The 26253-nt window shown below is 69.9% G+C and carries 24 protein-coding genes; 13 read left to right on the forward strand and 11 right to left on the reverse strand.

All coding sequences use genetic code 11. The annotated features are described in order from the left end of the window. Complete coding sequence (locus Q1V88_RS03060) at nucleotides 1–1164, reverse strand: steroid 3-ketoacyl-CoA thiolase (RefSeq protein ID WP_300677730.1); 1164 nt, start codon at nucleotides 1162–1164, stop codon at nucleotides 1–3. A 185-nt stretch (nucleotides 1165–1349) separates the two neighbouring features. Between Q1V88_RS03060 and Q1V88_RS03065 the strand changes: the two genes are divergently transcribed. Continuing rightward, on the forward strand, nucleotides 1350–2591 hold the full coding sequence (locus Q1V88_RS03065) for a cytochrome P450 (RefSeq protein WP_300677733.1): 1242 nt from the start codon (nucleotides 1350–1352) through the stop codon (nucleotides 2589–2591). Between the two features lie 180 nt (nucleotides 2592–2771). Here Q1V88_RS03065 and Q1V88_RS03070 read toward each other — a convergent pair whose 3' ends face one another. The 4 genes from Q1V88_RS03070 to Q1V88_RS03085 are packed head-to-tail and all read right to left on the reverse strand — an operon-like array spanning nucleotide 2772 to nucleotide 6794. Beyond that, complete coding sequence (locus Q1V88_RS03070; RefSeq protein WP_300677734.1) at nucleotides 2772–3593, reverse strand: enoyl-CoA hydratase; 822 nt, start codon at nucleotides 3591–3593, stop codon at nucleotides 2772–2774. Then, on the reverse strand, nucleotides 3593–4753 hold the full coding sequence (locus Q1V88_RS03075) for a thiolase domain-containing protein (protein WP_300677737.1): 1161 nt from the start codon (nucleotides 4751–4753) through the stop codon (nucleotides 3593–3595). The genes Q1V88_RS03070 and Q1V88_RS03075 overlap by 1 nt, the downstream gene beginning before the upstream one ends. Beyond that, nucleotides 4750–5814, reverse strand: coding sequence for a thiolase domain-containing protein (locus Q1V88_RS03080; RefSeq protein ID WP_300677740.1), 1065 nt, complete (start codon nucleotides 5812–5814; stop codon nucleotides 4750–4752). The genes Q1V88_RS03075 and Q1V88_RS03080 overlap by 4 nt, the downstream gene beginning before the upstream one ends. Nucleotides 5815–5831: 17 nt before the next feature. Continuing rightward, the gene (locus tag Q1V88_RS03085) at nucleotides 5832–6794 is read right to left on the reverse strand and encodes a Zn-ribbon domain-containing OB-fold protein (protein WP_300677743.1); all 963 of its coding nucleotides are present in this window, start codon (nucleotides 6792–6794) and stop codon (nucleotides 5832–5834) included. Between the two features lie 81 nt (nucleotides 6795–6875). Between Q1V88_RS03085 and Q1V88_RS03090 the strand changes: the two genes are divergently transcribed. The 6 genes from Q1V88_RS03090 to Q1V88_RS03115 all read left to right on the forward strand — a co-directional run bounded on the left by Q1V88_RS03090 (nucleotide 6876) and on the right by Q1V88_RS03115 (nucleotide 13471). Further along, nucleotides 6876–7919: an LLM class F420-dependent oxidoreductase gene (locus Q1V88_RS03090; protein WP_300677746.1), complete on the forward strand. Its 1044-nt coding sequence runs from the start codon at nucleotides 6876–6878 to the stop codon at nucleotides 7917–7919. After that, nucleotides 7919–8812, forward strand: coding sequence for an SDR family oxidoreductase (locus Q1V88_RS03095; protein WP_300677749.1), 894 nt, complete (start codon nucleotides 7919–7921; stop codon nucleotides 8810–8812). The genes Q1V88_RS03090 and Q1V88_RS03095 overlap by 1 nt, the downstream gene beginning before the upstream one ends. Next, nucleotides 8809–10020: an NADH:flavin oxidoreductase gene (locus Q1V88_RS03100; protein WP_300677751.1), complete on the forward strand. Its 1212-nt coding sequence runs from the start codon at nucleotides 8809–8811 to the stop codon at nucleotides 10018–10020. The genes Q1V88_RS03095 and Q1V88_RS03100 overlap by 4 nt, the downstream gene beginning before the upstream one ends. After that, complete coding sequence (locus tag Q1V88_RS03105) at nucleotides 10017–10772, forward strand: PaaI family thioesterase (protein ID WP_300677753.1); 756 nt, start codon at nucleotides 10017–10019, stop codon at nucleotides 10770–10772. The genes Q1V88_RS03100 and Q1V88_RS03105 overlap by 4 nt, the downstream gene beginning before the upstream one ends. Beyond that, nucleotides 10769–12328, forward strand: a complete 1560-nt coding sequence (fadD8, locus tag Q1V88_RS03110) for a fatty-acid--CoA ligase FadD8 (protein WP_300677756.1) — start codon at nucleotides 10769–10771, stop codon at nucleotides 12326–12328. Before Q1V88_RS03105 ends, fadD8 begins: the two co-directional genes overlap by 4 nt. Before the next feature lie 162 nt (nucleotides 12329–12490). Beyond that, nucleotides 12491–13471 carry a hypothetical protein gene (locus tag Q1V88_RS03115; RefSeq protein WP_300677759.1) on the forward strand — a complete coding sequence of 327 codons (981 nt, stop codon included), beginning with the start codon at nucleotides 12491–12493 and terminating at the stop codon, nucleotides 13469–13471. A 67-nt stretch (nucleotides 13472–13538) separates the two neighbouring features. Here the strand turns inward: Q1V88_RS03115 and Q1V88_RS03120 are convergent, their stop codons facing one another. Further along, nucleotides 13539–14366, reverse strand: coding sequence for a crotonase/enoyl-CoA hydratase family protein (locus tag Q1V88_RS03120; protein ID WP_300677761.1), 828 nt, complete (start codon nucleotides 14364–14366; stop codon nucleotides 13539–13541). 46 nt (nucleotides 14367–14412) lie between these two features. On the opposite strand from Q1V88_RS03120, the gene Q1V88_RS03125 reads away from it, so the two are divergent. Then, complete coding sequence (locus Q1V88_RS03125; RefSeq protein WP_300677763.1) at nucleotides 14413–16059, forward strand: acyl-CoA synthetase; 1647 nt, start codon at nucleotides 14413–14415, stop codon at nucleotides 16057–16059. Then, nucleotides 16059–17156, forward strand: coding sequence for a nitronate monooxygenase family protein (locus tag Q1V88_RS03130; protein ID WP_300677765.1), 1098 nt, complete (start codon nucleotides 16059–16061; stop codon nucleotides 17154–17156). The genes Q1V88_RS03125 and Q1V88_RS03130 overlap by 1 nt, the downstream gene beginning before the upstream one ends. A gap of 72 nt (nucleotides 17157–17228) precedes the next feature. On the opposite strand, the gene Q1V88_RS03135 is transcribed toward Q1V88_RS03130, so the two are convergent. Genes Q1V88_RS03135 through Q1V88_RS03145 form a run of 3 tightly spaced genes read right to left on the reverse strand, consistent with a single transcriptional unit; the run spans nucleotide 17229 to nucleotide 20654 of the window. After that, complete coding sequence (locus Q1V88_RS03135; RefSeq protein ID WP_300677767.1) at nucleotides 17229–18326, reverse strand: NAD(P)-dependent alcohol dehydrogenase; 1098 nt, start codon at nucleotides 18324–18326, stop codon at nucleotides 17229–17231. Continuing rightward, the gene (locus Q1V88_RS03140) at nucleotides 18326–19438 is read right to left on the reverse strand and encodes an acyl-CoA dehydrogenase family protein (RefSeq protein WP_300677770.1); all 1113 of its coding nucleotides are present in this window, start codon (nucleotides 19436–19438) and stop codon (nucleotides 18326–18328) included. Before Q1V88_RS03140 ends, Q1V88_RS03135 begins: the two co-directional genes overlap by 1 nt. Before the next feature lie 34 nt (nucleotides 19439–19472). Then, nucleotides 19473–20654, reverse strand: a complete 1182-nt coding sequence (locus Q1V88_RS03145; RefSeq protein ID WP_300677772.1) for an acyl-CoA dehydrogenase family protein — start codon at nucleotides 20652–20654, stop codon at nucleotides 19473–19475. Between the two features lie 63 nt (nucleotides 20655–20717). Here Q1V88_RS03145 and Q1V88_RS03150 point away from each other — a divergent pair, with 63 nt between their 5' ends. Then, nucleotides 20718–21875, forward strand: a complete 1158-nt coding sequence (locus tag Q1V88_RS03150) for a Rieske 2Fe-2S domain-containing protein (protein WP_300677774.1) — start codon at nucleotides 20718–20720, stop codon at nucleotides 21873–21875. A 288-nt stretch (nucleotides 21876–22163) separates the two neighbouring features. Next, a complete protein-coding gene (locus Q1V88_RS03155; RefSeq protein ID WP_300677777.1) occupies nucleotides 22164–23261 on the forward strand; it encodes a ferredoxin--NADP reductase in 1098 nt (365 codons plus the stop codon). A gap of 67 nt (nucleotides 23262–23328) precedes the next feature. Here the strand turns inward: Q1V88_RS03155 and Q1V88_RS03160 are convergent, their stop codons facing one another. Together Q1V88_RS03160 and Q1V88_RS03165 are read right to left on the reverse strand one after the other, a co-directional pair. Then, nucleotides 23329–23784: a nuclear transport factor 2 family protein gene (locus Q1V88_RS03160; RefSeq protein ID WP_300677780.1), complete on the reverse strand. Its 456-nt coding sequence runs from the start codon at nucleotides 23782–23784 to the stop codon at nucleotides 23329–23331. Further along, nucleotides 23781–24263, reverse strand: coding sequence for a nitroreductase/quinone reductase family protein (locus Q1V88_RS03165; RefSeq protein WP_300677783.1), 483 nt, complete (start codon nucleotides 24261–24263; stop codon nucleotides 23781–23783). Before Q1V88_RS03165 ends, Q1V88_RS03160 begins: the two co-directional genes overlap by 4 nt. Nucleotides 24264–24308: 45 nt before the next feature. Between Q1V88_RS03165 and Q1V88_RS03170 the strand changes: the two genes are divergently transcribed. Together Q1V88_RS03170 and Q1V88_RS03175 are read left to right on the forward strand one after the other, a co-directional pair. Continuing rightward, nucleotides 24309–25193, forward strand: a complete 885-nt coding sequence (locus Q1V88_RS03170) for a TIGR03619 family F420-dependent LLM class oxidoreductase (RefSeq protein ID WP_300677785.1) — start codon at nucleotides 24309–24311, stop codon at nucleotides 25191–25193. After that, nucleotides 25190–26253, forward strand: a 1064-nt coding sequence (locus Q1V88_RS03175; RefSeq protein WP_300677788.1) for a hypothetical protein, incomplete at its 3' end; no start/stop codon positions are given. The genes Q1V88_RS03170 and Q1V88_RS03175, both read left to right, overlap by 4 nt.

The raw sequence follows: 26253 nt of genomic DNA on the forward strand, positions 1-26253 counted from the left end.
TCAGATCCTCTCGATGATGGTGCCGGACGCCTGGGCGCCACCGGCGCACATGGAGATCAGGGCGGTGGAGGCGTCGCGGCGCTCCAGCTCGTGCAGGGCGGTGGTGAGCAGGCGGGTGCCGGTCGAGCCGACCGGGTGACCCAGGGCGATCGCGCCGCCGTTGACGTTGATCTTGTCCTCGGGCACGGCGTGGGCCTGGGCCCAGGACAGGACGACTCCGGCGAACGCCTCGTTGACCTCGCACACGTCGATGTCGGCGATCGACATGCCGGCGTCCTTGAGCACCTTCTCGGTGGCCTGCACCGGACCGTCGAGGTGGTAGTACGGGTCGGCGCCGACCAGGCAGCTGGTCACGATCCGGGCGCGGGGGGTGAGCCCGAGGTCGCGCGCGAGCCCCTCGTCCATCAGCAGCAGCGCGCTCGCGCCGTCGCTGATCTGGGACGACGTGCCGGCGGTGTGGACGCCGCCCTCGAGGACCGGGTTGAGGCCGGCCAGCCGCTCCAGCGAGGTCTCCCGGATGCCGCCGTCGGTCGAGACGATCTGGGTCTCACCGGTGGGCTTGCCCTCCTCGTCGAGGACAGGGGCCTCGACGGAGAAGATCTCCCGGGTGAAGTGGCCGGCCTCGGCAGCGGCCTTCGCCTTCTGCTGTGACCAGAGTCCGAAGGCGTCGACCTCGGCGCGGCTGAAGCCGCGGTCGCGCACGATCCGGTCGGCTCCGGCGAACTGGTCGGGCAGGTCGATGTTCCAGTCGGCGGGCCGCGGGCTGCCCGCCCCCTTCGGCACGTTGGCACCCAGCGGGACGCGGCTCATCGACTCCACGCCGCACGCGATCCCGGCGCGGATGCCGCCGCCGGCGATCATCAGGTTGATCAGGTGCGTCGCCTGCTGCGCCGAGGAGCACTGCGCGTCGATCACCGTCGACCCGGTGTGGTTGGGCAGGCCGGCGTGCATCCACGCGCGGCGGACCATGTTGTTGGACTGCTCCCCGGCCTGGGTGACGCAGCCCCCGATCACCTGGTCGATCAGCTCCGGGTCGATCCCGGAGCGCTTGAGGACCTCGACCTGGGCGGCGCCGAGCAGCACGGCGGGGTGCACTCCAGCGAGGGCGCCTCGCCGCTTTCCGATCGGAGTACGGACTGCTTCGACGATCACGGGGTTACCCATGCGCTCCTCGCTCGTTAGATGGGGGATTGTGACTCGAGTCACGCTCGAATGTCATCCAAAAATAGAACGTGTTCTTGATTTGCGCAAGGCTTGTCCAAGCGTGGATGGCGTGTACGATGAGGTAGAACGTGTTTCAGTTCAGCCTTTTTCACTCCCCGGTCCACCCCCGTGCGAAGGAGCTCCCCGTGACCGCGATTGACCTTGACCTGCCGACTGGCTTCGACCCGACCGACCCGGCCATCCGCGAGTCCGGCGTCACGCTCGCAGAGTTCGCCGAGCTGCGGAAGACCGCACCCGTCTGGTGGGTCAGCCAGACGCCCGACGCGTCGGCGGGCTTCAATGACGACGGCTACTGGGCGATCACCCGCCACAGCGACATCGCCGAGATCTCCAAGAACAGCAAGGACTTCTCCAACAACCAGGGCAACGGCGTCATCATCCGCTTCGCCCCGGACATGACCCGTGAGCAGGTCGAGCTCCAGGGCGTCATGATGGTGAACCAGGACGCTCCCGACCACACCAAGCTGCGCCAGATCATCAGCCGCGGCTTCACCCCGCGGGCGATCGGTGCGCTCACCGAGACCCTGATCGAGCGGGCGGGCAAGATCGTCGACGAGGCGCTGGCGAAGGGCTCGGGGGACTTCGTCACCGACGTCGCCGCCGAGCTCCCGCTGCAGGCGATCGCCGAGCTCCTCGGTGTCCCGCAGGAGGACCGCGGCAAGCTCTTCGACTGGTCCAACCAGATGCTGTCGTACGACGACCCGGACGTCCCCGGTGACCCGGAGGTCGCCGCGGCGGAGATCCTGGGCTACGCGATGGGCCTGGCCGCCGAGCGCAAGGAGAACCCGGGCGACGACATCATCTCCAAGCTCGTCACCGCCGACCTCGACGGTCACGGGGTGCTCTCCGACGACGAGTTCGGCTTCTTCGTCATCCTCCTGGCCGTGGCCGGCAACGAGACCACCCGCAACGCCATCACCCACGGCATGCAGGCGTTCTTCGACAACCCGGGCGAGTGGCAGAAGTGGATCGCCGACCGTCCCGACACGATGATCGACGAGGTCATCCGCTGGGCCACGCCGGTCTCGGTCTTCCAGCGCACCGCGATCAACGACGTCGAGATCGGTGGCCAGCTGGTCAAGGCCGGCCAGCGCGTCGGTCTGTTCTACGCCAGCGGCAACAACGACGAAGAGGTCTTCGCCGACGCCCGCACGTTCAACATCTCGCGTGAGGTCAACCCGCACCTCGCCTTCGGCGGCCACGGCGCCCACTACTGCATCGGCGCCAACCTCGCCCGCCTCGAGATCAAGATCGTCTTCGACGCGATCGCCGACCGGATGCCGAACATCAAGCAGACCGGTGAGCCCAAGCGGCTGCGTCACTCCTGGATCAACGGGATCAAGGAGCTTCCGGTCAGCTACGCCTGACCGCCGAGGTCCCCACCCGAGACCGACAGACGAGATCCACAGAATTGGCCCTTCCGCTGCGGTGGAAGGGCCAATTCGTCGTGTGTCGCCCTAGCTCCGGGTGGGCGGCGGCATTGACGAACCACTGGTTCTGGCCCATCAGACGTGGCTGAAGGGCCAGAACCGGTGGTCTCGAAGCGGTCAGTCGCGGAACTCGGGCGCGCGCTTCTCCTTGCGGGCCGAGATCGCCTCGTCGAAGTTCCGGGTGGTGAGCCGGATCAGGAGCTGGCCCAGGCCCTCGCCGTGCATGTGGCTCTCGAACGAGCCGGCCGCCTGGGCGTCGATCAGGGTCCGTTTGGTCAGCTCGATGCCGGGGCGGCTCCACCCGCAGATCGCCTCGGCGGTCTCCAGGGCCGAGGCGAGCAGGTCCTCGTCGGGCACGACCCGGGAGACCAGGCCGATCGTGGCGGCCTCGGTGCCGTCGACGTCACGGCCGGTGAGCATGATCTCGGCGGCCCGCGACGAGCCGATCGCCCGGGGCAGCAGGTAGCTCAGCCCCAGCTCGGAGGCGGTCAGGCCGTTGTTGATCCCCGCCGCCCTGAAGTACGCCGACTCCGCGGCGATCCTGATGTCGCAGGCCAGTGCCAGGCAGAGCCCGCCGCCGATCGCGGCGCCGTTGATCGCCGCGATCACGGGCTGGTGCATGGAGCGCAGCGTGGTGACCAGGTCCTCGAGCAGCTCCATCGCCCGCAGTGCGATCGTGACCCCGGTCAGCCCGGCGGTGTTCGGCATCGTGCCGCGCTCACCGCTCTGGTCGGCGCCGGAGCAGAACCCGCGGCCCTCGCCGGTGAGGATGACGGCCCGCACAGCGTTGTCTGACGAGATCGCGGTCAGCGCCTCGCGCAGCGGCACCATCACGTCGAACGCCATCGAGTTCATCCGCTCGGGGCGATCGAGCACCACGACCGCGACCTCGGGTCGTGGGTGCTCGATCCTGACGAAGCTGCCGGGCGAGTCGCCCATCAGTTCAGCGGGGCCGCGCCGACGACCCACATCGAGAAGAACTGCGAGCCGCCGCCGTAGGCATGGCCGAGGGCACGCCGTGCGCCGTCGACCTGGTGCTCGCCGGCCATGCCGCGGACCTGGAGGGCCGCCTCGGCGAAGCGCAGCATTCCCGAGGCCCCGATCGGGTTCGAGGAGAGCACGCCGCCGGACATGTTGATCGGCAGGTCGCCGCCGAGGGCGGTGACGCCGGACTCCGAGAGCCGCCAGCCCTGGCCCTCCTCGGCGAAGCCGAGGTTCTCCAGCCACATCGGCTCGAACCAGGCGAACGGCACGTAGATCTCGGCGCAGTCGATCTCGCGGCGCGGGTCGGTGATCCCGGCCTGCTTGAAGACCGCCGCGGCGGCGTCGCGCCCGGCCTGCGGGTTGACCTGGTCGCGCTCGGCGGCCGTGGTCGGCTCCGAGCGCATCGCGGTGCCGTGGATCCAGGCAGGGTTGGCCGAGGCCCGGGCGACGTCCTCGGAGGCGATCACCATCGCGCAGGCGCCGTCGGAGGACGGGCAGGTCTCGTCGTAGTGGATCGGGTCCCACAGCATCTGTGAGGCCAGCACCGACTCCACCGTGGTGCCCTCGTTGTGCAGGTGGGCGTACGGGTTCTTCAACGCGTTGGTGCGGTCCTTGGCCGCCACCACGGCGCCGATGTGTGACGGAGCGCCCGAGCGGCGGATGTAGGAGCGCACATGCGGGGCGAAGTAGCCACCGGCACCGGCGTGCACCGGCATGATGAACGGCACCGGCACCGACAGCGCCCACATCGCGTTGGACTCCGACTGCTTCTCGAAGGCGACGGTCAGCACCTTGCGGTGCACGCCCGACTGGACCAGCGAGGCCGCCACGATCGCGGTCGAGCCGCCCACCGACCCGGCGGTGTGGACCCGCAGCAGTGGCTTGCCGACGGCACCGAGCGCCTCGGCGAGGAACAGCTCGGGCATCATCACGCCCTCGAACAGGTCGGGTGCCTTGCCGATCACGATGGCGTCGATCTCGTCCATCGTCATCTGGGCGTCGGCCAGGGCGCGGTCCATCGCCTCGCGGCACAGGCCGGCCATCGAGACGTCGCCTCGCTTGGCCCGGTGGTGGGTCTGGCCGATGCCGATCACGGCGGCGGGCTGCTTGCTCATGCGCTGGCTCCGTTCGAGTCGAGGACGCAGACGAGGTTCTGCTGGAGGGCGGGACCGCTGGTGGCGTGTCCCAGGGCGACGTCGACGGTGCCGTCCCAGACCCGTCGGGCCGCCTCGCCGAAGCGGATCGCGCCACCGGCGAACATCGGGTTGCCCGCCAGGGCGCCGCCGGACGGGTTCATCCGTACGTCGTCACGCAGACCCAGGGAGGAGCGCAGGATCAGCTCCTGGTGGGAGAAGGGCGCATGCAGCTCGGCCAGCTCGACGCGGTCGAGGCCGCCGACGGCTGCGGCGGCGCGCGCAGCGGAGGCGGAGCCGACCAGGTCGCGGTTGCCCAGTCCGAGCCCGTCGGTGTTGTGCGCGATGCCGGTGATCCAGGCGGGACGCTCGCGGACCTCACGGGCCCGGTCGCCGGCGGCGAGCACCAGGGCGACGGCGCCGTCGGTGACCGGCGCGCAGTCGTGCTTGCGCAGCGGGTCGGCGAACATGGGCTTGGCGAGCAGGTCGGCCACCGAGGAGCCGCCGGCTCGCACGGCGTACTCGTTCTTCTCGGCGTCGGTCAGGGAGCGGTCCACCACAGCGGCCATCGCGGCCTCGTCCCAGGCACCGGCGTCGATGCCGGCCCGGGCCTGGAGTGCGGCCAGGGAGACGGTGTCGGGCCACAGCGGCGTCATCGTGTACGGGTCGAGCTGCAGCGACAGGGTGCGGCGCAGCTGGCCGGCCGAGGACTTGCCGAAGCCGAAGACGACGGCGGTGTCGACGTCGCCGGTCTGGATCTTGAGCCAGGCCTCGTAGAGCGCCCAGGCGGCGTCCATCTCGACGTGGGACTCGTTGATCGGCGGCAGCACGCCGATCGCGTCGATCGCGGAGACGAAGGAGAAGGAGCGTCCGGCCAGGTAGTCCGAGGAGCCGGAGCACCAGAAGCCGACGTCCTTCTTGGTCCAGCCGGTCTGCTCGTAGACCTCGCCGAAGATCGGGACGAGCAGCTCGGCCATCGTGGGGGAGCCGTCGTAGTTCTGCATCTGCCGTTGGGCGAAGCCAACGATCGCAACATCGCGCATGGATCTGCCTCGCTCTCTCAGAGGTGGTGTCGGTAGGTCTCGAAGTCGGCGTCCGGGTCCCCGGTCGGCGCGAAGTGCGAGATGTTCTCGATGGTCGTGCCCCACTCCTCGCGGGGCTTCCAGACGGCCTTGACCCGCAGGCCCATCCGGATCTCCTCGGCGGGGATGTCGAGGATCAGGTGCTGCAGGGCGATGTCGGCGCCGTCGAGCAGGATGTACGCCGACACGTACGGCGGCGTGATCTTCTGGCCCAGGAACGGCACGTTGACGACGCAGAACGTGGTGACGGTGCCGGTCTGACCGAGCTCGACCTCCTCCGACGTCGGGACGCCGTCGACCGGGCAGGCCGGCCGCGGCGGCACGTAGACCTTGCCGCAGGTGGGGCAGCGCTGGCCCACGATCCGGCCCTCGGCCAGGCCGCGGAAGAACGCCGACTCCTCCGGGGAGGCGGCGTAGCGGTAGTCCAGGGAGGTCGGGGTGACGATCTCGGCGACCGGCTCGCCGCCGACCGCGACGACCGCGGGGCCGGCCGGGGCCGCCTCGGGCTCGAAGACCAGGTCGGTGACCGAGCCGGTGCGCTCGGCGGCCCAGCGGGCACGCACCCGCAGTCCGGTAGAGATCTCGTCGGGCGAGGCCACGTCGACGGCGTGCAGCACCGAGGTGTCGGCGCCGTCGAGCTGGATCAGGGCGAAGGCGAAGGGCCGCTCGAAGGGCTGCCCAGCGACCGGCTCGGCGACCCAGGTCCACGACCGGACGGTGCCGGTGTCGGGCAGATCGACGAAGTCGGTGACCGCACTGTGGGAGGAGGGGTCGAATTCCGGCGGCGGAACTGCCACCGTGCCGTCGGAGAGTCGTGCGCCTACGAGCTGCCCGTCGCGAAGTCCGGTGAGGAATCGGCCGAGCACCGGGCCGACGGAGCGGGTGTAGTCGAAGGCCACTGTCACTGGGGCCGAGAGGGTCCGTGATGCCGTGGATGCCATGACAGAAAGTGAAACACGTTCTAGTATTGGCGCACAACCCGTTCGGGGAAGTCGTCACCACGTCGTCGTAAGGGAGCGTCAGTGAAACTGGGCTTGCAGCTGGGGTATTGGGGCGCACAGCCGCCGAGCGGTGTCGAGGAGCTGGTCACGGCCGCGGAGGAGTCGGGCTTCGACGCGATCTTCACCGCGGAGGCCTGGGGGAGCGACGCGTTCACCCCGCTGGCCTGGTGGGGCCGCCAGACCAGCCGGGTCAGGCTCGGCACCAGCATCGTCCAGATGAGCGGCAGGGCGCCGACGTCGATCGCGATGCACGCCCTCACCCTGGACCACCTCAGTGGCGGCAGGGCGATCCTCGGCATGGGTGTGAGCGGCCCGCAGGTGGTCGAGGGGTGGTACGGCCAGCCCTTCGCCAAGCCGCTGGCGCGCACCCGTGAGGTCGTCCGGATCGTCAGGGACGTGCTGGCCCGCCAGGCGCCGGTGACCAACCCCGGCCCGCACTTCCCGCTGCCGTACGACGGCCCCGGAGCGACCGGGCTGGGCAAGCCGCTCAAGCCGATCGTGTACCCGCTGCGTGCCGACCTGCCGATCTGGCTCGGTGCCGAGGGGCCCAAGAACGTGGCCCAGACCGCCGAGATCGCCGACGGCTGGATCCCGATCTTCTACACGCCGAGGTCGGCGGGGATGTATCAGCCGTGGCTCGACGAGGGGTTCGCGCGACCCGGTGCCCGGCGTACCCGGGAGACGTTCGAGATCGCCGCCACGTGTCACCTCCAGATCGTCGCCGACGCCGCCGAGAAGCAGCAGGTGATGGACCAGATGAAGCACTTCGTCGCGCTCTACATGGGCGGGATGGGGGCCAAGGACGCGAACTTCCACAAGGAGGTCTTCACCCGGATGGGCTACGGCGAGCTCGCTGACACCGTTCAGGAGCTCTACCTCGGTGGTCGCAAGGGCGAGGCTGTCGCCCTGATCCCCGACGAGCTGGTCGACGACATGCACATCATCGGCACCGTCGGCGAGGTCCGCGAGAAGCTCGCCCAGTGGGAGGAGACCGGCGTGACCACGCTGCTGCTCAGCCTGCGCTCGGCCGACGAGGTCCGCGCGGTGGCCGAGGCGGTGCTCTGATGGGCACGTACGTCGTCACCGGATCCGCCTCGGGCATGGGCCAGGCTGTGGTGACGCGGCTCCAGGGTGCCGGGCACCGGGTGATCACCGTCGACCTGGCCGAGGCCGACGTCGCCGCCGACCTGGCCACCGGCGATGGTCGGGCGCGAGCGATCCGCGAGGTGCTGGCCCTGGCCGAGGGGCGCCTGGACGGAGCCGTGCTGGCCGCCGGGCTCGGCCCGGCCCCGGGCAAGGACCGGGCGCGACTCATCCTGGAGGTGAACTACGCCGGCGTGGTCGAGCTCCTCGACGCCTGGCGACCCGCTCTGGCGGCGGTCGGCAACGCCAAGGTCGTGGTCTTCTCCTCGAACTCCGCCACCACGGTGCCGATGGTGCCCGGCGCCGCGATCCGGGCACTGCTGGCCGGGCGCCGCGACCGCGCACTGCGCACCGTCGGCCTGTTCGGCAAGCAGGCACCGACCTTCGCCTACGCGGCCTCGAAGATCGCCGTCAGCCGCTGGGTGCGCCGCACCGCGGTGCGACCGGAGTGGATCGGGGAGGGGATCCGGCTCAACGCGCTGGCCCCCGGGGCGATCCTGACCCCGCTGCTGGAGCGTCAGCTTGCCACCCCAGCCGAGGCGAAGCTGATCCGCCAGTTCCCGGTCCCCGTCGGCGGCTTCGGCGACCCCGGCCAGCTGGCCGACTGGGTGGTCTTCATGCTCGGCGGTGCCGCCGACTTCCTGTGCGGCTCGGTCGTCTTCGTCGACGGCGGCTCCGACGCCTGGTTCAGGGCCGACGCCTGGCCCCGCGGCGTGCCGGCCCGGCAGGTGCCCCGCTACCTGGCCCGGATGCGGGCCTTCGCCCGCCAGGGCCGATCCGCCCACCCCTCCGACACCTCAGGAGTGCACCGATGACCCCCGATCCGCTCGCCCCGGCCACGCTCGGGCCGATCACCCTGCGCAACCGGGTGATCAAGGCCGCCACCTTCGAGGGCGCCAGCCCCGAGGCGCTGGTGAGCAACCGGCTGATCGACTACCACCTCGCGGTCGCGGAGGGTGGTGTCGGCATGACCACCGTCGCCTACCTCGCCGTCGCACCGGAGGGCCGCACCCACGGCGACCAGATCTGGTGGCGTCCCGAGGCGCTGCCCGGACTGCGCACCCTGACCGACGCGGTGCACGGCACCGGCGCGAAGGTGAGTGCCCAGATCGGCCACGCCGGCCCGGTCGCCAACGGCCAGTACGGCTACGGGACCCTCGCCCCGTCGAAGAGCTTCAACCCGCTCGCGATGCGGTTCCACCAGGCCGCCACCGTCGCCGACATCGACCGGATCGTGGCCGCCCACGGGCAGGCCGCCCGGATGGCGGTCGAGGTCGGCTTCGACGCGGTCGAGGTGCACCTGGGCCACAACTACCTGTCGAGCTCGTTCCTCTCCCCGAAGCTGAACAAGCGCAAGGATGGCTTCGGCGGCTCGCTGGCCAACCGGGCCGAGTTCCCGCGCCGGATCGTCGCCGCCGTCCGTGAGGCGGTCGGCGGGCAGATCGCGGTGACCGCGAAGATGAACATGCGCGACGGTTACCGCGGCGGCTTCGATCTGGACGAGTCCATCCCGTTCGCCCAGATGCTCCAGGCCGACGGGCACCTCGACGCCCTGGAGCTGACCGGTGGCTCGTCCCTGATGAACCCGATGTACCTGTTCCGCGGCGGCGCGCCGGTCAAGGAGATGGTCGAGAACATGCCCATGCCGGGTGTGCTCAAGGTCGGCCTCACGATGGTCGGCAAGGGGTTCTTCAAGGAGTACCCGTGGCAGCCGCTCTACTTCCTGGAGCAGGCCCGCCAGTTCAGGGCGGCGCTCGACCTCCCATTGATCCTGCTCGGCGGTGTCACCGACCTCCCGGCGATGCAGACGGCGATGGGAGAGGGCTTCGAGTTCGTCGCGATGGGCCGGGCGCTGCTGCGCGAGCCCGATCTGATCGCCCGGATCGAGAAGGACCGCACCGTGTCGTCGCAGTGCATCCACTGCAACGTCTGCATGTCGACGATCTACCCCGGCACGCACTGCTACCTCGACACCCGCACCGTCTACCCGACGGCGATCCCGCTGCGGGAGGGTCTGGCATGAGCGACCCGTACGCACCGATGCGCAGCGGCTACACCCGCGACACCCTCACCGCCGCCGAGGTGGCGGTCGAGGCGGCCGGGGTCACCCCGCTGATCGAGGCGGTCCGTGACCTGATCGACGCCGCGATCCGCTCCGAGGTGGAGCCGACCGAGCTGGAGAGGGCTCGCGCTGAGATCGAGGCTGCCACCGCCCGGCTGCGTGAACGCCAGCTCCCCGGACCGTTCGGCGTCCGGCTGGGTGACGAGCACGCCCGGTCGTGGGGCAACCCGGTGGTCGGCGTACGCAATGCGATGGCGGTGCCGCTGAAGGTGACCAAAGAAGCACCCGGCTCGGTCTGGGCCGAGGCCGACCTCGGTGCCCGGTTCGAGGGGCCGCCCGGCCTGGTGCACGGCGGGATCAGTGCGCTGTTGCTCGACCAGATGGTCGGTGAGGCGGCGGCGTCGGCGGGCACGCCGGGGATGACCGGCCAGTTGACCCTGCGCTACCGCCGACCGACGCCGCTGGGCCGGCTCCGGTTCGAGGCCCACGTCGAGCGCGGCGAGGGGATCAAGACCCTGGTCCGTGGCGTCGTGCTGGCCCCCGACGCCGCCACCGGCGAGCTCGTCGCCTGCGTCGAGGCCGAGGCGGTGATGATCCTGCCCAAATGGGCACGCGCACAGATCGAGGCCACCGGCACCACCGCCATCGGCGGCGACGCGCTGGCCGAACCCGGCCGACCGACCATCCCTTCCACCTCAGGAGAGCACGCATGACCGACACCCTGCGCTGGGGCACCCACAACGGCCACCTGATGGCGGCGGCCCTGAAGCGGCACAAGGATCGCCCCGTCATCCACCTCGGCGATGTCACCCTGACCGGCCGCGAGGTCTCCGACCGGATCTCGCAGTACATCCAGGCCTTCGAGGCCCACGGCGTCGGCACCGGCTCGGCCTCGGCACTGCTGGCCCCGAACCGGCCCGAGGTGCTGTTCATCCTCGGCGCCGGCCAGACCCAGGGATTCCAGCGCACCGCGCTGCACCCGATGGGCTCCCTGGAGGACCACGCCTACGTGATCAACGACGCCGGGATCGGCGCCCTGATCGTGGACCCGGTCTTCACCCAGCGTGCGATCGACCTGCTCGAGCTGTGCCCGGGCCTGACCACCGTGCTCACCATCGGTCCGGTCCCGGCCGGCCTGGAGGAGGTCGGCACCGACCTGGTCGCGGCCGCGTCGACGTACACCCCGGGTCCGGTCGAGGCCCGCCTGCTGGCGCCCGACCACATCGTCTCGATCGCCTACACCGGGGGAACGACCGGCAAGCCGAAGGGCGTGATCGGGACCGCGCGGACGATGGCGACGATGGCGCAGATCCAGCTGGCCGAGTGGGAGTGGCCCGCCGAGCCGCGGTTCCTGATGTGCACCCCGCTCTCGCACGCCGGGGCGGCGTTCTTCGTGCCCACCGTGCTGCGCGGCGGCACCCTCTACGTGCAGGCGAAGTTCGATCCGGCCGACGTGCTGCGCCTGATCGAGGAGAAGCGGATCAACTCGCTGATGGTCGTCCCGACCATGCTCTACGCGATCCTCGACCACCCCGACTCCCGCACCCGGGACCTGTCCAGCCTGGAGACCGTCTACTACGGGGCGGCCGCGATCAACCCGGTCCGCCTGGCCGAGGCGATCGAGCGGTTCGGTCCGATCTTCGCGCAGTACTACGGCCAGTCCGAGGCTCCGATGGTGATCTCCTACCTGGGCAAGGGCGAGCACACCCCGGAGCGGCTGACCTCCTGCGGCCGACCGAGCGCGTTCCTGCGGGCGGCGCTGCTCGGCGCCGACGGCGAGCCGGTGCCGGCGGGGGAGCCCGGCGAGATCTGCGTGGCCGGACCGCTGCTGGCCGGCGGCTACTGGAACATGCCCGAGGCGACCGCGGAGACCTTCAGGGACGGCTGGCTGCACACCGGTGACGTGGCCAAGGCCGACGAGGACGGGTTCTGGTACATCGTCGACCGGACCAAGGACATGATCGTCACCGGCGGCTTCAACGTCTTCCCCCGCGAGGTCGAGGACGTGATCGCGACCCACCCGTCGGTCGGCCAGGTCAGCGTGATCGGCACCCCCGACGAGCACTGGGGCGAGACCGTCACGGCCGTGGTGGTGCTGCGTGACGGAGGCGATCTCGCCGACGCCCTGGTCGAGGAGATCCAGGCTCTGGTCAAGGAGAGGAAGGGCTCGGTGCAGGTGCCCAAGCGGGTGATCGCGGCCGACGGGATCCCGATGACGGCCCTGGGGAAGCCCGACAAGAAGGCACTGCGGCTGACCTACGCGCGCTGAGGGCGGGCCGCCCGATTCTTCTTACCCACTTTTCAGATTTTGCTTTCATGAGGCATGCTCGGGGGTCGGACACGACTCTCGGATGGAGTAACAGTGGGGACTTTTCTCGGGCGGCCCATCGCCGCAACAGCAGCACTGGCTGTAGCAGCATCGACGGTGCTGGTGGCCACCACCATGGGTGCGGCGCAGGCTGCGAACGTCACGTTCAAGGGCACGCTGAAGGGCAGCACGGGAGCCGCTGCCGCCAGCGTGCAGGTCGCTGCCTGCACGACCGACTGCGTCAACGGCGTCGGTGCGCCGAAGGCGCTGGCGTACACCTCCTCGGCCGGTGCCTTCACCGCGTCGAGCGCTGTCGCCTCCGGCAGCTACGCGATCGCCGTGGTCGACACCGACTACATCTCGGGCTACGGCCAGGCGTCGAGCTGGGGCTACCTGCACAAGGAGCCCAACGGCCAGTGGAGCATCACGCAGAGCTACGCCAACGCCACCAAGCAGACGGTCAACGGCAGCGCCCTGACGCTGACCCTGGCGAACGCGATCCACAACCCGCAGAACAAGTTCACCCAGTCGACCACCGGCACGGTCGGGTACCTGCCCTGCGCCGGTCACACGACCACCTTCAAGCCGACCCCGTTCAGCGACCTGCCCTCCAACGGCAGCGTCTCCTACCAGTGGTACGCCGGCGCGACCCGGTCCAGCATGAAGGCGATCGCCGGCGCCCGCGGCACCAGCTACACGCCCTCGGCCACCCTGGTCGGCCAGGGCCTGTACGTGTCGATGGTCGCCACCGCCCCGAACCGGACGAACTACGACCAGCTCGGCTCGATCGGTGTCGTCGGCAACCCGGCCACCTGCACGCCGCGTCTGGCCACGATGCCGAAGTCGTGGATCAAGTCCTACGGCAAGAAGCACGGCAAGGCGAAGGCCGGCAAGCGGGTCTCGATCGTCGGTGCCAAGGCCAAGGCCGGCAAGCACGTGAAGGTCGGCTACACCTGGCTGCTCAACGGCAGGGCCGTCGGCGCCGGCAAGCGCTTCGCGATCCCGCGCACGGTCAAGGGCCAGAAGCTGGTCGTCAAGGTCACCTTCTCCCGCGCCGGCTACAAGCCCCGCGCCAAGGTGATCGTCTTCGGCCGGGTGAAGTAACCCGCACGCACGCGACGCCGGCTCCCGCCCCGATCCACGATCGGGTGCAGGAGCCGGCGTTCGTCGTTCAGGAGCCGGTGAAGTTCGGCGTGCGCTTCTCGGCGAAGGCCCGCGGGCCCTCCTTGGCGTCGTTCGAGGCGAAGACCGCGGCCCCGGCGGCGGCATCGGCGGCCCAGCACTCGTTCTCGTGCTTGCCCTCGGAGTCACGCACCGTCTTGAGGATCGCCTGGACGGCCAGCGGGCCGTTGGCACAGATGAGGTCGGCGATCTCGTGCGCCTTGGCCAGGGCCTGGCCGTCGGGGACGACGTGGCCGATCAGGCCGATCTCGCGGGCCTCGGGGGCCTTGATCGTGCGTCCGGTGAGCAGCAGGTCGAGCGCGATCGTGTACGGGATCTGGCGCACCAGCCGGACCGCGGAGCCGCCCAGCGGGTAGAGCGACCAGCGGGCCTCGGCGATGCCGAAGCGGGCCGACTCCCCGGCGATCCGGATGTCGGTGCCCTGCAGGATCTCGGTGCCGCCCGCGATCGCGGGGCCCTCGACGGCCGCGATCAGCGGCTTGGTCAGGCGGAAGCCCTTGAGCAGCGACTTGATCACCGACGGGTCGTAGCTGCCGTCCTCGAAGGACTCGCTCGGCGGCTTGGAGTCCATCTTCTTCAGGTCGGCGCCGGCGCAGAAGTAGCCACCGGCGCCGGTGAGGATGCAGACCCGGATCTCGGGGTCGTTGTTGACCCGCTCCCAGGCCTGCTCCATCAGGGCGAGCATCTCGGTGGAGAGGGCGTTGCGCGCCTCGGGACGGTTGAGGGTGACGATCAGCTTGTGACCGTCCTGCTCGATGAGGGCGTGGGGGACGTGACCTTCCTCGCCGCTGGCCGTTGCAACTTCTGTGATCGACATGACAGAGACGCTAGCGAAAAAGTGGAACGTGTTCTAGTCTCCGGTCATGGCTCTGAACATCGCCGACCTCTTCGAGCACGCGGTCGACGCCGCCCCCGACAAGACCGCAGTTCAGGTCGGGGACGACGCTGTCACCTTCGCCGAGCTCGAGGCTGAGTCGAACAAGCTCGCCCACTTCCTCGCCTCCCGTGGCATCGGTGCAGGTGATCATGTCGGTCTCTACTCGAAGAACTCCGCAGAGCATGTGATCGCGCTGCTGGCCATCTTCAAGGTCAGGGCCGTCGCGATCAACATCAACTACCGCTACGTGGCAGGCGAGCTGGAGTACATCTTCGACAACGCCGACCTGGTCGGTCTCGTCCACGACGAGGTCTACGCCCCGCTGGTCGCCGACGTGGTGCGCGGCTTCGACCGGCTGCACACCATCGTCGCGGTGCCGAACCCGATGGACGAGGTGGGCCAGACCGAGCGGAGCGCCATCGCGGCGTACGACGGTGTCCTGCTCGCCGACTCGCTCGCGGGCCAGTCCGCCGAGCGCGACTTCGGGCCCCGCAGTGCCGACGACATCCACGTGATCTACACCGGCGGCACGACCGGGTTCCCCAAGGGCGTGATGTGGCGCCACGAGGACTTCTGGCGCGTCCTGGGCGGCGGCATCGACTTCATGACCGGCGAGATGCTGGGGGAGTACGACCAGTCCAAGAAGGCCACCGAGCCGGGCCTGGTCACGCTCCCGCTGAGCCCGCTGATGCACGGCGGTGCGCAGGCCAGCCTCCTGATGCACCTCTTCGCCGGGCAGGTCACGCTGCTGGAGCCAAAGTTCGACCCGGTCCGCACCTGGGAGCTGGTCGACAAGTACGGCGTCCACATGCTGTTCATGACCGGTGACGCGATGGCGCGGCCGCTGATCGACGCCTACGACGCGGGCGACTTCGACGGCCAGACCCTCTTCGCGATCGCCTCCAGTGCGGCGATCTTCTCCAAGCCGGTCAAGGAGCGCTGGATGAAGGCGTTCCCCAACGCCGTCTTCACCGACTCCGTGGGCTCCTCGGAGACCGGGTTCCAGGGCACCGGCCTGCAGGACGCCAGCGCGCTGTCGACCGACGGTCCGGTGGTGACCGCCGGGGCGCACACCTCGATCCTGGACGACGACGACCAGCCGATCGACATCCACGACCCGGCCAACATCGGCCGCACCGGCCGGACCGCGCGCCGCGGCCACGTCCCGGTGGGCTACTACCGGGACCCGGAGAAGTCGGCGAAGACCTTCCTCACCATCGGCGGCGAGCGCTACTCGATCCCCGGCGACATGGCCCGGATCGAGGGCGAGGGCCGGATCACGCTGCTGGGTCGTGGCTCGAACTGCATCAACACCGGCGGGGAGAAGGTCTACCCCGAGGAGGTCGAGGCGGCGATCAAGTTCCACCCCGACGTCTACGACGCCCTGGTGGTCGGCCTGCCCGACGAGAAGTACGGCCAGACCGTCGCCGCCGTCGTGCAGCCGCGCGAGGGCGCCACCCTCGAGCTCGACGAGCTGCGGACGTTCCTGCGCGCCCACCTCTCGGGCTACAAGCTGCCCCGTTTCCTCACCCTGGTCGCCGAGGTCCCGCGCAATGCCGCGGGCAAGGCCCAGTACCCCGCGGCCAAGGAGCTCGCCCTGGCCTCCCTCCCCATCGAAGGAGCCTCCGTCTGATGCACACCGACATCTGCGATCTGTTCGGGATCGAGTACCCGATCTTCGCCTTCACCCCGTCCCAGCACGTCGCCGCCGCGGTCTCGCGGATGGGTGGCCTGGGTGTCCTGGGCGCGGTCCGGTTCAACGACGCCTCCGAGCTCGACGAGGCGCTGGACTGGCTCGATGACAACACCGACGGCAAGCCGTACGGCGTCGACGTCGTGATGCCGATGACGGTGCCGAAGGAGGGGACCTCGACGGACCTGTCGTCCTACATCCCCGAGGAGCACAAGAAGTTCGTCGACGAGACCCTGCTCAAGCTCGGCATCCCGCCGCTGCCGGAGGGCGAGGGCCGCGAGGGCGTGCTCGGCTGGCTGCATTCGATGGCCCGCTCGCACGTCGACGTCGCCCTCCAGCACCGCCCGGTGCTGATCGCCAACGCACTCGGCACCCCGCCGGCCGACGTGATCGAGCTGGCCCACCAGCACGGCGTCAAGGTCGCCGCCCTGGCCGGAGCCGCCAAGCACGCCGCCTCCCACGTCGCCAACGGCGTCGACATCATCGTGGCCCAGGGCTATGAGGCCGGCGGGCACACCGGTGAGGTCGCCACGATGGTGCTCGTGCCGGACATCGTCGACGCTGTCGGCCCGGGTGTCCCGGTCCTCGCCGCGGGCGGGATCGGCTCGGGACGCCAGTTGGCCGCCGCCCTCGCGCTGGGCGCCCAAGGTGCCTGGACCGGTTCGATCTGGCTCTCCACCGAGGAGTACCAGACCCTCAACTCCCACGCCGGCTGGGTGGAGGCGTTCACCCGGGCGACCTCCTCGGACACCGTCCGCGCCAAGATCTACACCGGCAAGCCGGCCCGGCTGCTCAAGTCGAAGTGGACCGACGCCTGGGCCGCCGACGGTGCTCCGGCGCCGCTGCCGATGCCGCTGCAGAACCTGCTCGTCTCCGACGCGCACAACCGGATCAACGCCGCCGGCGACCCCGACGTGGTCTCGATGCCGGTCGGTCAGATCGTGGGCCGGCTCAACGACGTCCGGCCGGTCGAGCAGGTGATGCGCGACCTGATCGCCGAGTACGAGGCGACGGTCAAGCGGCTGAGCTCCCTGTGACGAGCCTGGGGACCATCACCGATCGGTGATGGTCCCCAGGCTCGCCGCGTTGCTGGGCTCAGCGCTGTCGGCTCACCACAGCAGGACGGGCTTGACCGTCCTGCCGGCGGCGGTGTCGGCCACGGCGCTGGCCAGGTCGTCGATCGGGTACGTCCGGATCAGGTGGTCGACCTCGAAGGCGCCCTGGCGGGCCAGGTCGATCAGGTGCGGCACCATCGACTGCGGGTCCGAGTCGCCCTCGATCGAGGCCTTCACGGTCTTGCCCGCCTGGAGCAGGTCGATCGCGTCCAAGGTGTAGTTCTCCGCTCCCAGCCCCAGGGCGACCACGGTGCCGCCGCTGGTCAGACAGTGCTGGGCCTGGAGCACGACGTCGCTGATTGCGGTCGTGTCGATCGCGGCGGAGGCGCCGCCGCCGGTCAGCTCCTTGATCCGGGCGACCGGGTCACCGGTGGTGTCCAGGGCGACCGCGCCGTACCGCTCGGCCAGCGCTCGCCGCTCGGGGTTCGGGTCCACGGCGATCAACGAACCCAGGCCGCTGTGGTCGCGCAGACCCGCCGCCGCGGCGATCGCCGCGAGCCCGACCGCTCCCGCGCCGAAGACGACGAGGGAGTCGGTGGGGCCGGGGGAGAGCACGTTGAGCACGGTGCCGGCCCCGGTCTGGAAGCCACAGCCGAACGGGGCCAGCCGGGTCAGGTCGAGGCTCGGGTCGACCACCACACAGTTGTCGGCATAGGCGATCGCGTACGCCGACAGGCTGGACTGTCCGAAGAAGCTGCCGAAGACCGGCGTGCCGTCGCGGGTGTAGGTGGTGGAGCCGTCCATCCGCGTGCCCATGTAGTTCAGCATCAGCGAGGAGTCGCAGTAGCCGACCCGACCCGCCTCGCACTTGGGGCACGCCCCGCACGAGCGGAAGCTCAGCACGACGTGGTCGCCGACCCGGATCCCCGTGACGTCGTCGCCGACGGCCTCGACCACACCCGCTCCCTCGTGACCGAAGACGTTCGGGAACATCTCGGCGGGCAGCATCGTGGTCATGGTCAGGTCGGTGTGGCACAGCCCGGTGGCGACCATCTTGACCAGCACCTCGTCGGCCCGGGGCTCGTCGAGGTCGAGGTCGACCAGCTCGAACGGCGCTCCGGGTGCGGTGACGACGGCGGCACGGGTCCGCATCAGCTCTGCCCCGCCAGCACGGCGCCGATCCGGCGGGCCTGCTCGGTGGTGCCGCCTCCGGCGAACTCCCAGCGCTTCGCCGCGGTGAAGTAGCGGTGCGCGGTGCCGTCGAGGTCGATCCCGACGCCGCCGTGGATGTGCACGCAGGTGTGCGCGATCCGGTGACCGGCGTCGGCGGCCCAGAGCTTGGCGGTGGCGACCTCGACCGTCGCGGGCAGGCCCTCGGCCAGCCGCCACAGCGCCTGCCACAGGGTGAGGCGGGCTCCGAGAGTGTCGATGTAGCCGTCGGCCAAGCGCTGGGAGACGGCCTGGAAGGTGCCGATCGGGCGGCCGAACTGCTCGCGCTCACCGGCGTACTGCGCGGTGAGTGCGATCGCTCCCTCGCACACGCCGAGCTGCTCGGCGCAGGTCAGGGCGGTGGTCAGCTCGGCCAGCCGGGTGGCGGTGCCGCCCTCGGCGTCGCCGATCAGGCGGTCCGAGGGCACCCTGACGCCGGCGAGGTGGAGCCGGGCGGTGGTGTCACCGTCGATGATCCGCTCCGGGTCGAGGGTGACGCCGGGGTCGTCGGCGTGGACCAGGAAGACCGCCGTGCCGGTCGGGGTCTGGGCCGGGACCAGGAAGGCGTCGGCCTCCATCCCGGCCCGCGCCCCGGTCTTCGCGCCGTGCAGCATCCAGTCGGCGCCGCTCTCGGCTGCGGTCGTCTCGGGGCGGCTCGGCGCGTGGTCGAAGTCCTCGGCCAGGGCCACGGTGAGCAGGGTCGAGCCGTCGGCGGCGCTGCGCAGCACCTCGGCGATGCGCTGCTGGCGGGCGCCCTCGGCCAGCACCACGGTGGCGGCGACGTGCGTCGCAGCGGGGACGGGCGCGACGACACGTCCGAGCTCGACCACGACGCGGGCCGCCTCGATCAGTCCCAGTCCGGCGCCGCCGTACTCGCCGGGGACGGCCAGGCCGAGCAGGCCCGCTTGTCCCAGGGTCTGCCACAGGTCGGGGTCGTGGTGCGGGGTGGGCGTGGTGCCGAGCTCGCGCACCCGCTCGGGGGTGACCTTCTCGCCAGCGATCTGGGCGGCCAGAGCCGCCGCCTCGTCGGCCTCGGTGCTGAAGGTGAAGTCCATCGGTCTCTCCTGGTCTGTACGGTGAGCGGGCGGGTCAGCGCCGGGCGGCGGGCAGGCCGAGGCCGACCTGGCTGATGATGTCGCGCTGGATCTCGTTGGTGCCGCCGCCGAAGGTCATCACCAGCGAGGAGCGCGCATAGCGCTCCAGGCGGCCGGCGAGCACCGTGCCGGTGCCGTTCGCGGTGGTGGCGTGCGGGCCGACGATCTCCATCAGGGCGCGGTAGATCTCGGTGTTGAGCTCGGAGCCGTAGACCTTCGTCGCCGAGGCGTCGGCCGGCGAGAGGGTGTCGATCTCGCAGGCGAGCTTCCAGTTGATCAGGCTGAGTGCCTCCACCCGGGCGTGGGCACGGCCGAGCAGGATCTGGACCCACTCGGCGTCGATCACGCGCGAGCCGTCGGGGCGCTTGGTCGCCGCGGCCCACTCCCGCACCAGCTGGAGCGAGTGCACGGTCGCGGCCGAGGAGGTCAGCGCGACGCGCTCGCGGTTGAGCTGGGTGGTCATCAGCCGCCAGCCGCCGCCACGCTCGCCGACCAGGTTCTCGGCCGGGACCCGGACGTCGGAGTAGTACGTGGCCGACGTGCCGACCCCGGCGACGGTGTGCACCGGGGTGTAGGAGAAGCCTTCGGAGGTGGCCGGCACCAGGATCATCGACAGGCCGCGGTGGCGGGGCTGGTCGGGCTCGGTGCGGGCGGCGAGCCAGATCCAGTCGGCGTACTGGATCAGGGAGGTCCACATCTTCTGGCCGTTGATCACCCACTCGCCGGTGCCCTCGTCGAGGACGGCGCGGGTCTTGAGCGAGGCCAGGTCGGTGCCCGAGCCGGGCTCGGAGTAGCCCACCGAGAAGTGCAGCTCCCCAGCGAGGATCTTGGGCAGGAAGAAGTCCTTCTGGTCGTCGGAGCCGTACCGCATGATCGTGGGCCCGATGGTGTTGAGGGTCAGGTAGGGGATCGGCACCCCGGCGACGGCGGCGACGTCGGTGAAGATCAGCTGCTCCACCATCGAGCGGTCCTGGCCGCCGTACTCGGTGGGCCATCCGATCCCCAGCCACCCGTCGGCGCCGATCTGGCGGATGACGTCGCGATAGACGCCCGCCTCCCCGAACTCACCGGTGGCCGAGGCGAGCCCGGCGCGGATCTCGGGGGTGACCAGCTGACCGAAGTACTCCTGGAGCTCGGCGCGAAGTTGTTCCTGGGCCGGTGTCAAGGCGATGCGCATGTGATAAAACTAGAACACGTTTCAACTTTTCGCTACGACGTTGGTCGACTGGAGATGGTCCCGATGAGTGATACAGCTGCCCCCGGCGCGCGCACGAAGACGCGTAGCCTCGATCTCGGATCGCAGCCCGTGCGTTTTGCGCGCGGCTGGCACTGTCTCGGAATGGCCGAGACCTTCAAAGACGGAAAGCCGCACGCCATCAGCTCCTTCGGGACGAAGCTCGTCGTGTGGGCCGACACCCAGGGGGCTCTGAACGTGCTTGACGGCTATTGCCGGCACATGGGCGGCGACCTGACCCAGGGTGAGGTGAAGGGCGACGAGGTCGCCTGCCCGTTCCACGACTGGCGCTGGGGTGGCGATGGCAAGTGCAAGTCCATCCCGTACGCCCGCCGGGTCCCGCTGCGCGCGCGCACGCTGCGCTACGAGACCGCCGAGCGCAACGGCCAGCTGCTGGTCTGGCACGACCCCGAGGGGTCGGCCGCCGACCATGACCTGCTGCCGCCGCAGCTCGAGGGGGTCGGCACCGACCTCTACACCGAGTGGTTCTGGCACGAGGTCCCGATCGAGGGCTCGCACTGCCGCGAGCTGATCGACAACGTGGTCGACATGGCGCACTTCTACTACGTGCACTTCGCCTTCCCGACCAGCTTCCGCAACGTCTTCGAGGGCACCCAGGCGACGCAGTACATGCAGTCCAAGGGTCGGCCGGACAAGACCGAGGGGTACGGAGACGCGGACATGTTCCTCACCTCGGAGGCGACCTACTTCGGCCCGGCGTACATGGTCAACTGGCTCGAGGTCGACTACAAGGGCTTCAAGACCGAGGTCATCCTGATCAACTCCCACCTGCCCACCGGCCCCGACTCCTTCATCCTGCAGTACGGCATCACGGTGAAGAAGCCTGAAGGCCTGGACGACAAGACCGCCCGTTTCATCGGCAAGAAGTACGCCGAGATGTTCGGCTCCGGCTTCCTCCAGGACGTCCACATCTGGCAGAACAAGGTGCCCGTCCAGAACCCGCTGCTGTGCGAGGAGGACGGTCCGGTCTACCAGCTGCGCCGCTGGTACGAGCAGTTCTACGTCGACGTCGCCGACGTCGAGCCCGACATGACGGCTCGCTTCGAGTTCGAGGTCGACACCACCAAGGCGAACGAGTTCTGGCAGAACGAGGTCGCCGAGAACCTGCGCAAGCAGGCTGAGCTTGAGGGCGCGTCGCACTGATGGCCTCCTTCACCCCGACCAGCCCGGAGACCCTGGCTGACCGCGAGCGCTACACGGCAGACGGCCTCACCGAGGTCGCCTGTCTGGACTGTCTCGCGCGTGTCGGGGTGCGGAAGAACAGTGATCACATGACGTCCGTGCAGTGGACCGCCGAAGCGGAAGCCGCCTGTCCTGATCTCACCAGGCGGATTCCCGAGGGGCCACGTCGCTCCATCCAGGGCGGATGCTCAAGAATATACGAAAGTATCAATGCAGCCGTCGCTGACGGCTCCCTCCCGATTGGATTAGGTGTTGACTGAGCATTCGTTCCACCTCACGGTTCTCGACGTCGTTGCCGAGACCGAGGATGCCTGCACCGTTGTCCTGGATCCGGGCGAGCACGCTGAGGCCTTCGCCTACCGCGCAGGCCAGTTCCTGACCGTTGCCGTCCCCAGCGACCAGACCGGGGTTGCGGCACGGTGCTACTCACTGTCGTCGAGCCCGCATGACAACGGGCCGCTGGCGATCACGGTCAAGCGCACGGAGGGGGGCTACGCGTCGAACTGGATCTGCGACAACGTCAAGCCCGGCCAGTCCCTCCAGGTGCTGCCGCCCGGCGGGGTCTTCACCCCGGCGTCGTACGACCTCGACCTGCTGCTCTTCGCCGGCGGCTCGGGGGTCACGCCGATCATCTCGATCGCGCGCACCGCGCTCGCCGAGGGCACCGGTCGTCTGGTCATCTTCTACGCCAACCGCAACGAGTCGTCGGTGATCTTCGCCCGCGAGCTCGCCGAGATGGCGTCGCTCCACCCCGACCGCGTCCTCGTGGTGCACTGGCTGGAGTCGGTGCAGGGTCTGCCCAGCCAGGCCCAGCTCAAGGCCTTCGCCGCCCAGTACGCCGACTTCAGTGCGTTCGTCTGCGGCCCGGCCCCGTTCATGAAGGCCACCGTCGACGCGCTGCGCGAGCTCGAGTTCCCGCGCGAGCGCCGCCACCAGGAGAAGTTCATCTCCCTGGGCGGCAACCCGTTCGGTGCTGCCCACGACGCCCCGGCCGAGGTGGCCGAGGAGGTCGCCGAGGCGTCCACCGACGCCGCCGTCACCGACGACGCCGCGGTCGCCGAGGCAGGCGCCGGCACCCACGTCGTGGTCGAGCTCGACGGTGACGTCTACGAGTACGACGACTGGGACGCCGGCACCACGCTGCTGGACTACCTGGAGAAGAAGGGCGTCAACTCGCCCTACTCCTGCGGCGAGGGCGAGTGCAGTGCCTGCGCCTTCCGCCTCCTGGAGGGCGAGGTCACCATGCTGCGCAACGAGATCCTGGACAAGGGTGACCTCGAGGACGGCCTGCGCCTGGGCTGCCAGGCGGTCCCGGCCTCTGAGACGGTCCGGCTCACCTACAACTGAGTCGGCACACAGCCACGACGCCACGAGGGCCGCACAGGGATCTGTGCGGCCCTCGTGTCATGGTGCCTCAGAACCCGCGGGTCCAGACCACCTGCTCGTGCAGGCGGCGGCTGCGCCAGCCGGCCTCGGTGCGGACGAAGTCGTGGTGGTAGAGCCCGCCGACCTCGACCAGGCGCTCGCCGCCGAGGCCGTCGCTGATCATCATCGGGTTGTGGAAGTAGGCGATCACGGTCGCGGCGTCGGCGGGCCAGGCCTCGGCGAAGGTGATTGCGACCTGGCCCAGGGTGTGCATCCGGCGGTGGGAGAAGGCCGGGAGGTTGGCGGCCAGCCACGGCTTGACCTCGGGCAGGGCGCCGACGATGCCGCCGGACTCGGAGTAGTCGATCTGGGCGTCGGCGGTGAAGACCTCGTCCAGGTCGTCCCAGCGATCCAGGTCGACGGCCAGGGTGTAGCGGATCAGGGCGTCGGTGATCGCAGCCCGGTCGTTGAGGGCGAGCGCTCCACGCTCCTCGGCCTCGGTCATCGCGGGTCCAGGACGACGACCTGGATCTGTCGATCGGTCCAGGACTGGTAGGTGTCGAAGTCGGCGTACAGGTCGACCAGGCGCGGCCACAGCGTGGCCCGCTCCTCGGGGTCGGCGACCCGTGCCCGGACCTGGCGCCGACCGCCCTTGAGCAGCACCGTGGTGTCGGGCCGCGCCCGCAGGTTGTGCAGCCACTGCGGGTCCTTGGGCAGGCCGCCCTGGGAGGCGACGACGACGAGGCGCTCGCCGTCGCGCAGGTAGACCAGGGGAGCGGTGAAGGTCTCACCGGACTTCCGTCCGACGTGGTCCAGGAGCAGGATCGGGACGGGCTTCTTCCAGCCGCCGCCGATCCGCCAGGTGCCACCGACCCGGCCGCGGCTGAGCTGGAAGACGCGGGTGTTGATCCTGGCGCCGTACTTGATCAGGCGGGTCGTCCAGACGGAGTCCAGGCCCGGCGGGCGCTCGGTCGGCAGCGGCATGGGACTACTCTGGCACATTGCTAGAACAGGTTCTAGGGTGTCGCCATGCGGTTCACCTACGCCGAAGCGATGACGCAGGCCTCCTACTACGCCCCCCTCGCCCAGGCTGCCGAGGCAGCCGGCTACACGTCGATGACGGTGGCGGACTCGATCCTCTATGCCGAGGAGTCCGACTCCCGCTATCCCTACACCGACACCGGGGACCGTGAGTTCCTGCAGGGCAAGGAGTTCATCGAGGCCACCGTGCTGTGCGCCCAGCTCTTCGCCGTGACCAGCACGCTGCGGCTGACCCCGTTCGTCTTCAAGCTGCCGGTGCGCCCGCCCGTGCTCTTCGCCAAGCAGGTCTCCTCGCTGGCGTTCATGAGCGACAACCGGCTGGGTCTCGGTGTCGGGCTGAGCCCGTGGCCCGAGGACTTCCTCACCCTCGGCGTGCCGTGGGAGCGCCGCGGCAAGCGGATGGACGAGTGCATGGACATCCTGCGCGGCCTGACCTCGGGGGAGTTCTTCGGCTACGAGGGCGAGTTCTACAGCTTCGCGCCGATCCAGCAGTGCCCCGCCCCGACCCAGAAGGTCCCGCTGCTGGTCGGCGGTCACTCCGACGCCGCCCTCAAGCGTGCGGTGCGCAAGGGCGACGGCTGGATGCACGCCGGTGGCGACGGCGAGGAGCTCGACCGGCTGCTGGCCCGACTGGCCGAGATCCGCAAGGCCGAGGGTGACACCCGTGGCCCCGACGAGTTCGAGATCCACGTCATCTCCTATGACGCCTACACCCCCGACGGGGTGAAGCGGCTGGAGGACAAGGGCGTCACCGACTGCATCGTCGGCTTCCGGGTGCCCTACATCGTCGGCCCCGACACCGAGACGCTCGACCCGAAGATCCGCCACCTCGAGCAGTTCGCCGAGAACGTGATCGCGAAGGTGAACCCGTGAGCGAGTCCCTCAACCTCACCGGCGCGCTCCAGGCCGCCATCGCCGAGGCCGAGGAGCTCGTCGCCAACGCGCCGTTCATCCGCACCGAGGCCGACCGTCTCGAGGGCTACGAGTACCTCTCGGGCCGGATCCGGATGGCGATGCAGAACGCCTTCGACTACGACCTCGACCAGCCGGTGTTCGTCAACCCCACCCACCAGTACTCCAAGCAGGGCCTGGACAACCCCGACGCGATGTACTTCAACGCCTACCTGCGCGAGGGCGTCGAGTACGTCGTCCGCGGCCGGCGCGGCACGTCGGCCGACCTGTCCTTCCAGGTGATGGGCGGCATGTACTCGGCGTCGTCGGCGGCCACCTCGATGCTGGCCATCGACGACCGCTCCCTCGACATCGACGCCGAGGGCAACTTCGAGCTGCGCTACACGGCCGAGCCCGGCGCCAAGACGCTGATCGTGCGCGAGGTCTTCAACAACTGGGACACCGAGGCGCGCGGCACGCTCACCATCGAGCGCACCGACACCCTCGGCCAGGCCCGCCGTCCGCTCTCCGCGGAGACCCTGCAGAAGAAGTACGAGGTCGCCGCCCGCTCCCTCGTCGGCTCGATCCAGACCTGGTTCGCCTTCCCCCACTTCTTCCAGTACAAGGAGCCGGTCAACACCCTCACCACCCCGGCCTCCACGCCCGGCAGCCTGTCGTCCCAGTTCTCCTCGATCGGCCACTACGAGCTCGCCGAGGACGAGGCGATGATCGTCACCGTCCCCCGCTGCGACGACTGCGCCTACCAGGCCATCCAGATCGGCTCGGACTGGTACGCCTCCACCGACTACGAGACCCACCAGACCTCGCTGACCAAGGCGCAGGCGGTCACCGACGACGACGGCGTGATGCGGTTCGTGATCTCCGCTCGGCCACCGGGCCGCGACGGGTCCCCGATCGCCAACTGGCTGGAGACCACCCACCACCCCACCGGGTCGATCATGCTGCGCTGGCAACAGCTCACCCGGGATCTGACCGCGGCCGACGGCCCGACGGTCGAGGTGCTCCCGGTGGCCGAGGTGGC

The sequence above is a fragment of the Nocardioides sp. genome (genome assembly GCF_030150155.1).
Lineage (GTDB): Bacteria > Actinomycetota > Actinomycetes > Propionibacteriales > Nocardioidaceae > Nocardioides.

Bases quoted from the DNA above. Each gene is read 5' to 3' on its own strand.
- Q1V88_RS03130 (WP_300677765.1), top strand. From the start codon at position 16,059: ATGCACACCGACATCTGCGATCTGTTCGGGATCGAGTACCCGATCTTC.
- Q1V88_RS03080 (WP_300677740.1), bottom strand. From the start codon at position 5,814: ATGCGCGATGTTGCGATCGTTGGCTTCGCCCAACGGCAGATGCAGAAC.
- Q1V88_RS03095 (WP_300677749.1), top strand. From the start codon at position 7,919: ATGGGCACGTACGTCGTCACCGGATCCGCCTCGGGCATGGGCCAGGCT.
- Q1V88_RS03070 (WP_300677734.1), bottom strand. From the start codon at position 3,593: ATGGGCGACTCGCCCGGCAGCTTCGTCAGGATCGAGCACCCACGACCC.
- fadD8 (WP_300677756.1), top strand. From the start codon at position 10,769: ATGACCGACACCCTGCGCTGGGGCACCCACAACGGCCACCTGATGGCG.
- Q1V88_RS03100 (WP_300677751.1), top strand. From the start codon at position 8,809: ATGACCCCCGATCCGCTCGCCCCGGCCACGCTCGGGCCGATCACCCTG.
- Q1V88_RS03150 (WP_300677774.1), top strand. From the start codon at position 20,718: ATGAGTGATACAGCTGCCCCCGGCGCGCGCACGAAGACGCGTAGCCTC.
- Q1V88_RS03140 (WP_300677770.1), bottom strand. From the start codon at position 19,438: ATGGACTTCACCTTCAGCACCGAGGCCGACGAGGCGGCGGCTCTGGCC.
- Q1V88_RS03135 (WP_300677767.1), bottom strand. From the start codon at position 18,326: ATGCGGACCCGTGCCGCCGTCGTCACCGCACCCGGAGCGCCGTTCGAG.
- Q1V88_RS03145 (WP_300677772.1), bottom strand. From the start codon at position 20,654: ATGCGCATCGCCTTGACACCGGCCCAGGAACAACTTCGCGCCGAGCTC.
- Q1V88_RS03105 (WP_300677753.1), top strand. From the start codon at position 10,017: ATGAGCGACCCGTACGCACCGATGCGCAGCGGCTACACCCGCGACACC.
- Q1V88_RS03120 (WP_300677761.1), bottom strand. From the start codon at position 14,366: ATGTCGATCACAGAAGTTGCAACGGCCAGCGGCGAGGAAGGTCACGTC.
- Q1V88_RS03085 (WP_300677743.1), bottom strand. From the start codon at position 6,794: ATGGCATCCACGGCATCACGGACCCTCTCGGCCCCAGTGACAGTGGCC.
- Q1V88_RS03125 (WP_300677763.1), top strand. From the start codon at position 14,413: ATGGCTCTGAACATCGCCGACCTCTTCGAGCACGCGGTCGACGCCGCC.
- Q1V88_RS03170 (WP_300677785.1), top strand. From the start codon at position 24,309: ATGCGGTTCACCTACGCCGAAGCGATGACGCAGGCCTCCTACTACGCC.
- Q1V88_RS03060 (WP_300677730.1), bottom strand. From the start codon at position 1,164: ATGGGTAACCCCGTGATCGTCGAAGCAGTCCGTACTCCGATCGGAAAG.
- Q1V88_RS03075 (WP_300677737.1), bottom strand. From the start codon at position 4,753: ATGAGCAAGCAGCCCGCCGCCGTGATCGGCATCGGCCAGACCCACCAC.
- Q1V88_RS03165 (WP_300677783.1), bottom strand. From the start codon at position 24,263: ATGCCGCTGCCGACCGAGCGCCCGCCGGGCCTGGACTCCGTCTGGACG.
- Q1V88_RS03160 (WP_300677780.1), bottom strand. From the start codon at position 23,784: ATGACCGAGGCCGAGGAGCGTGGAGCGCTCGCCCTCAACGACCGGGCT.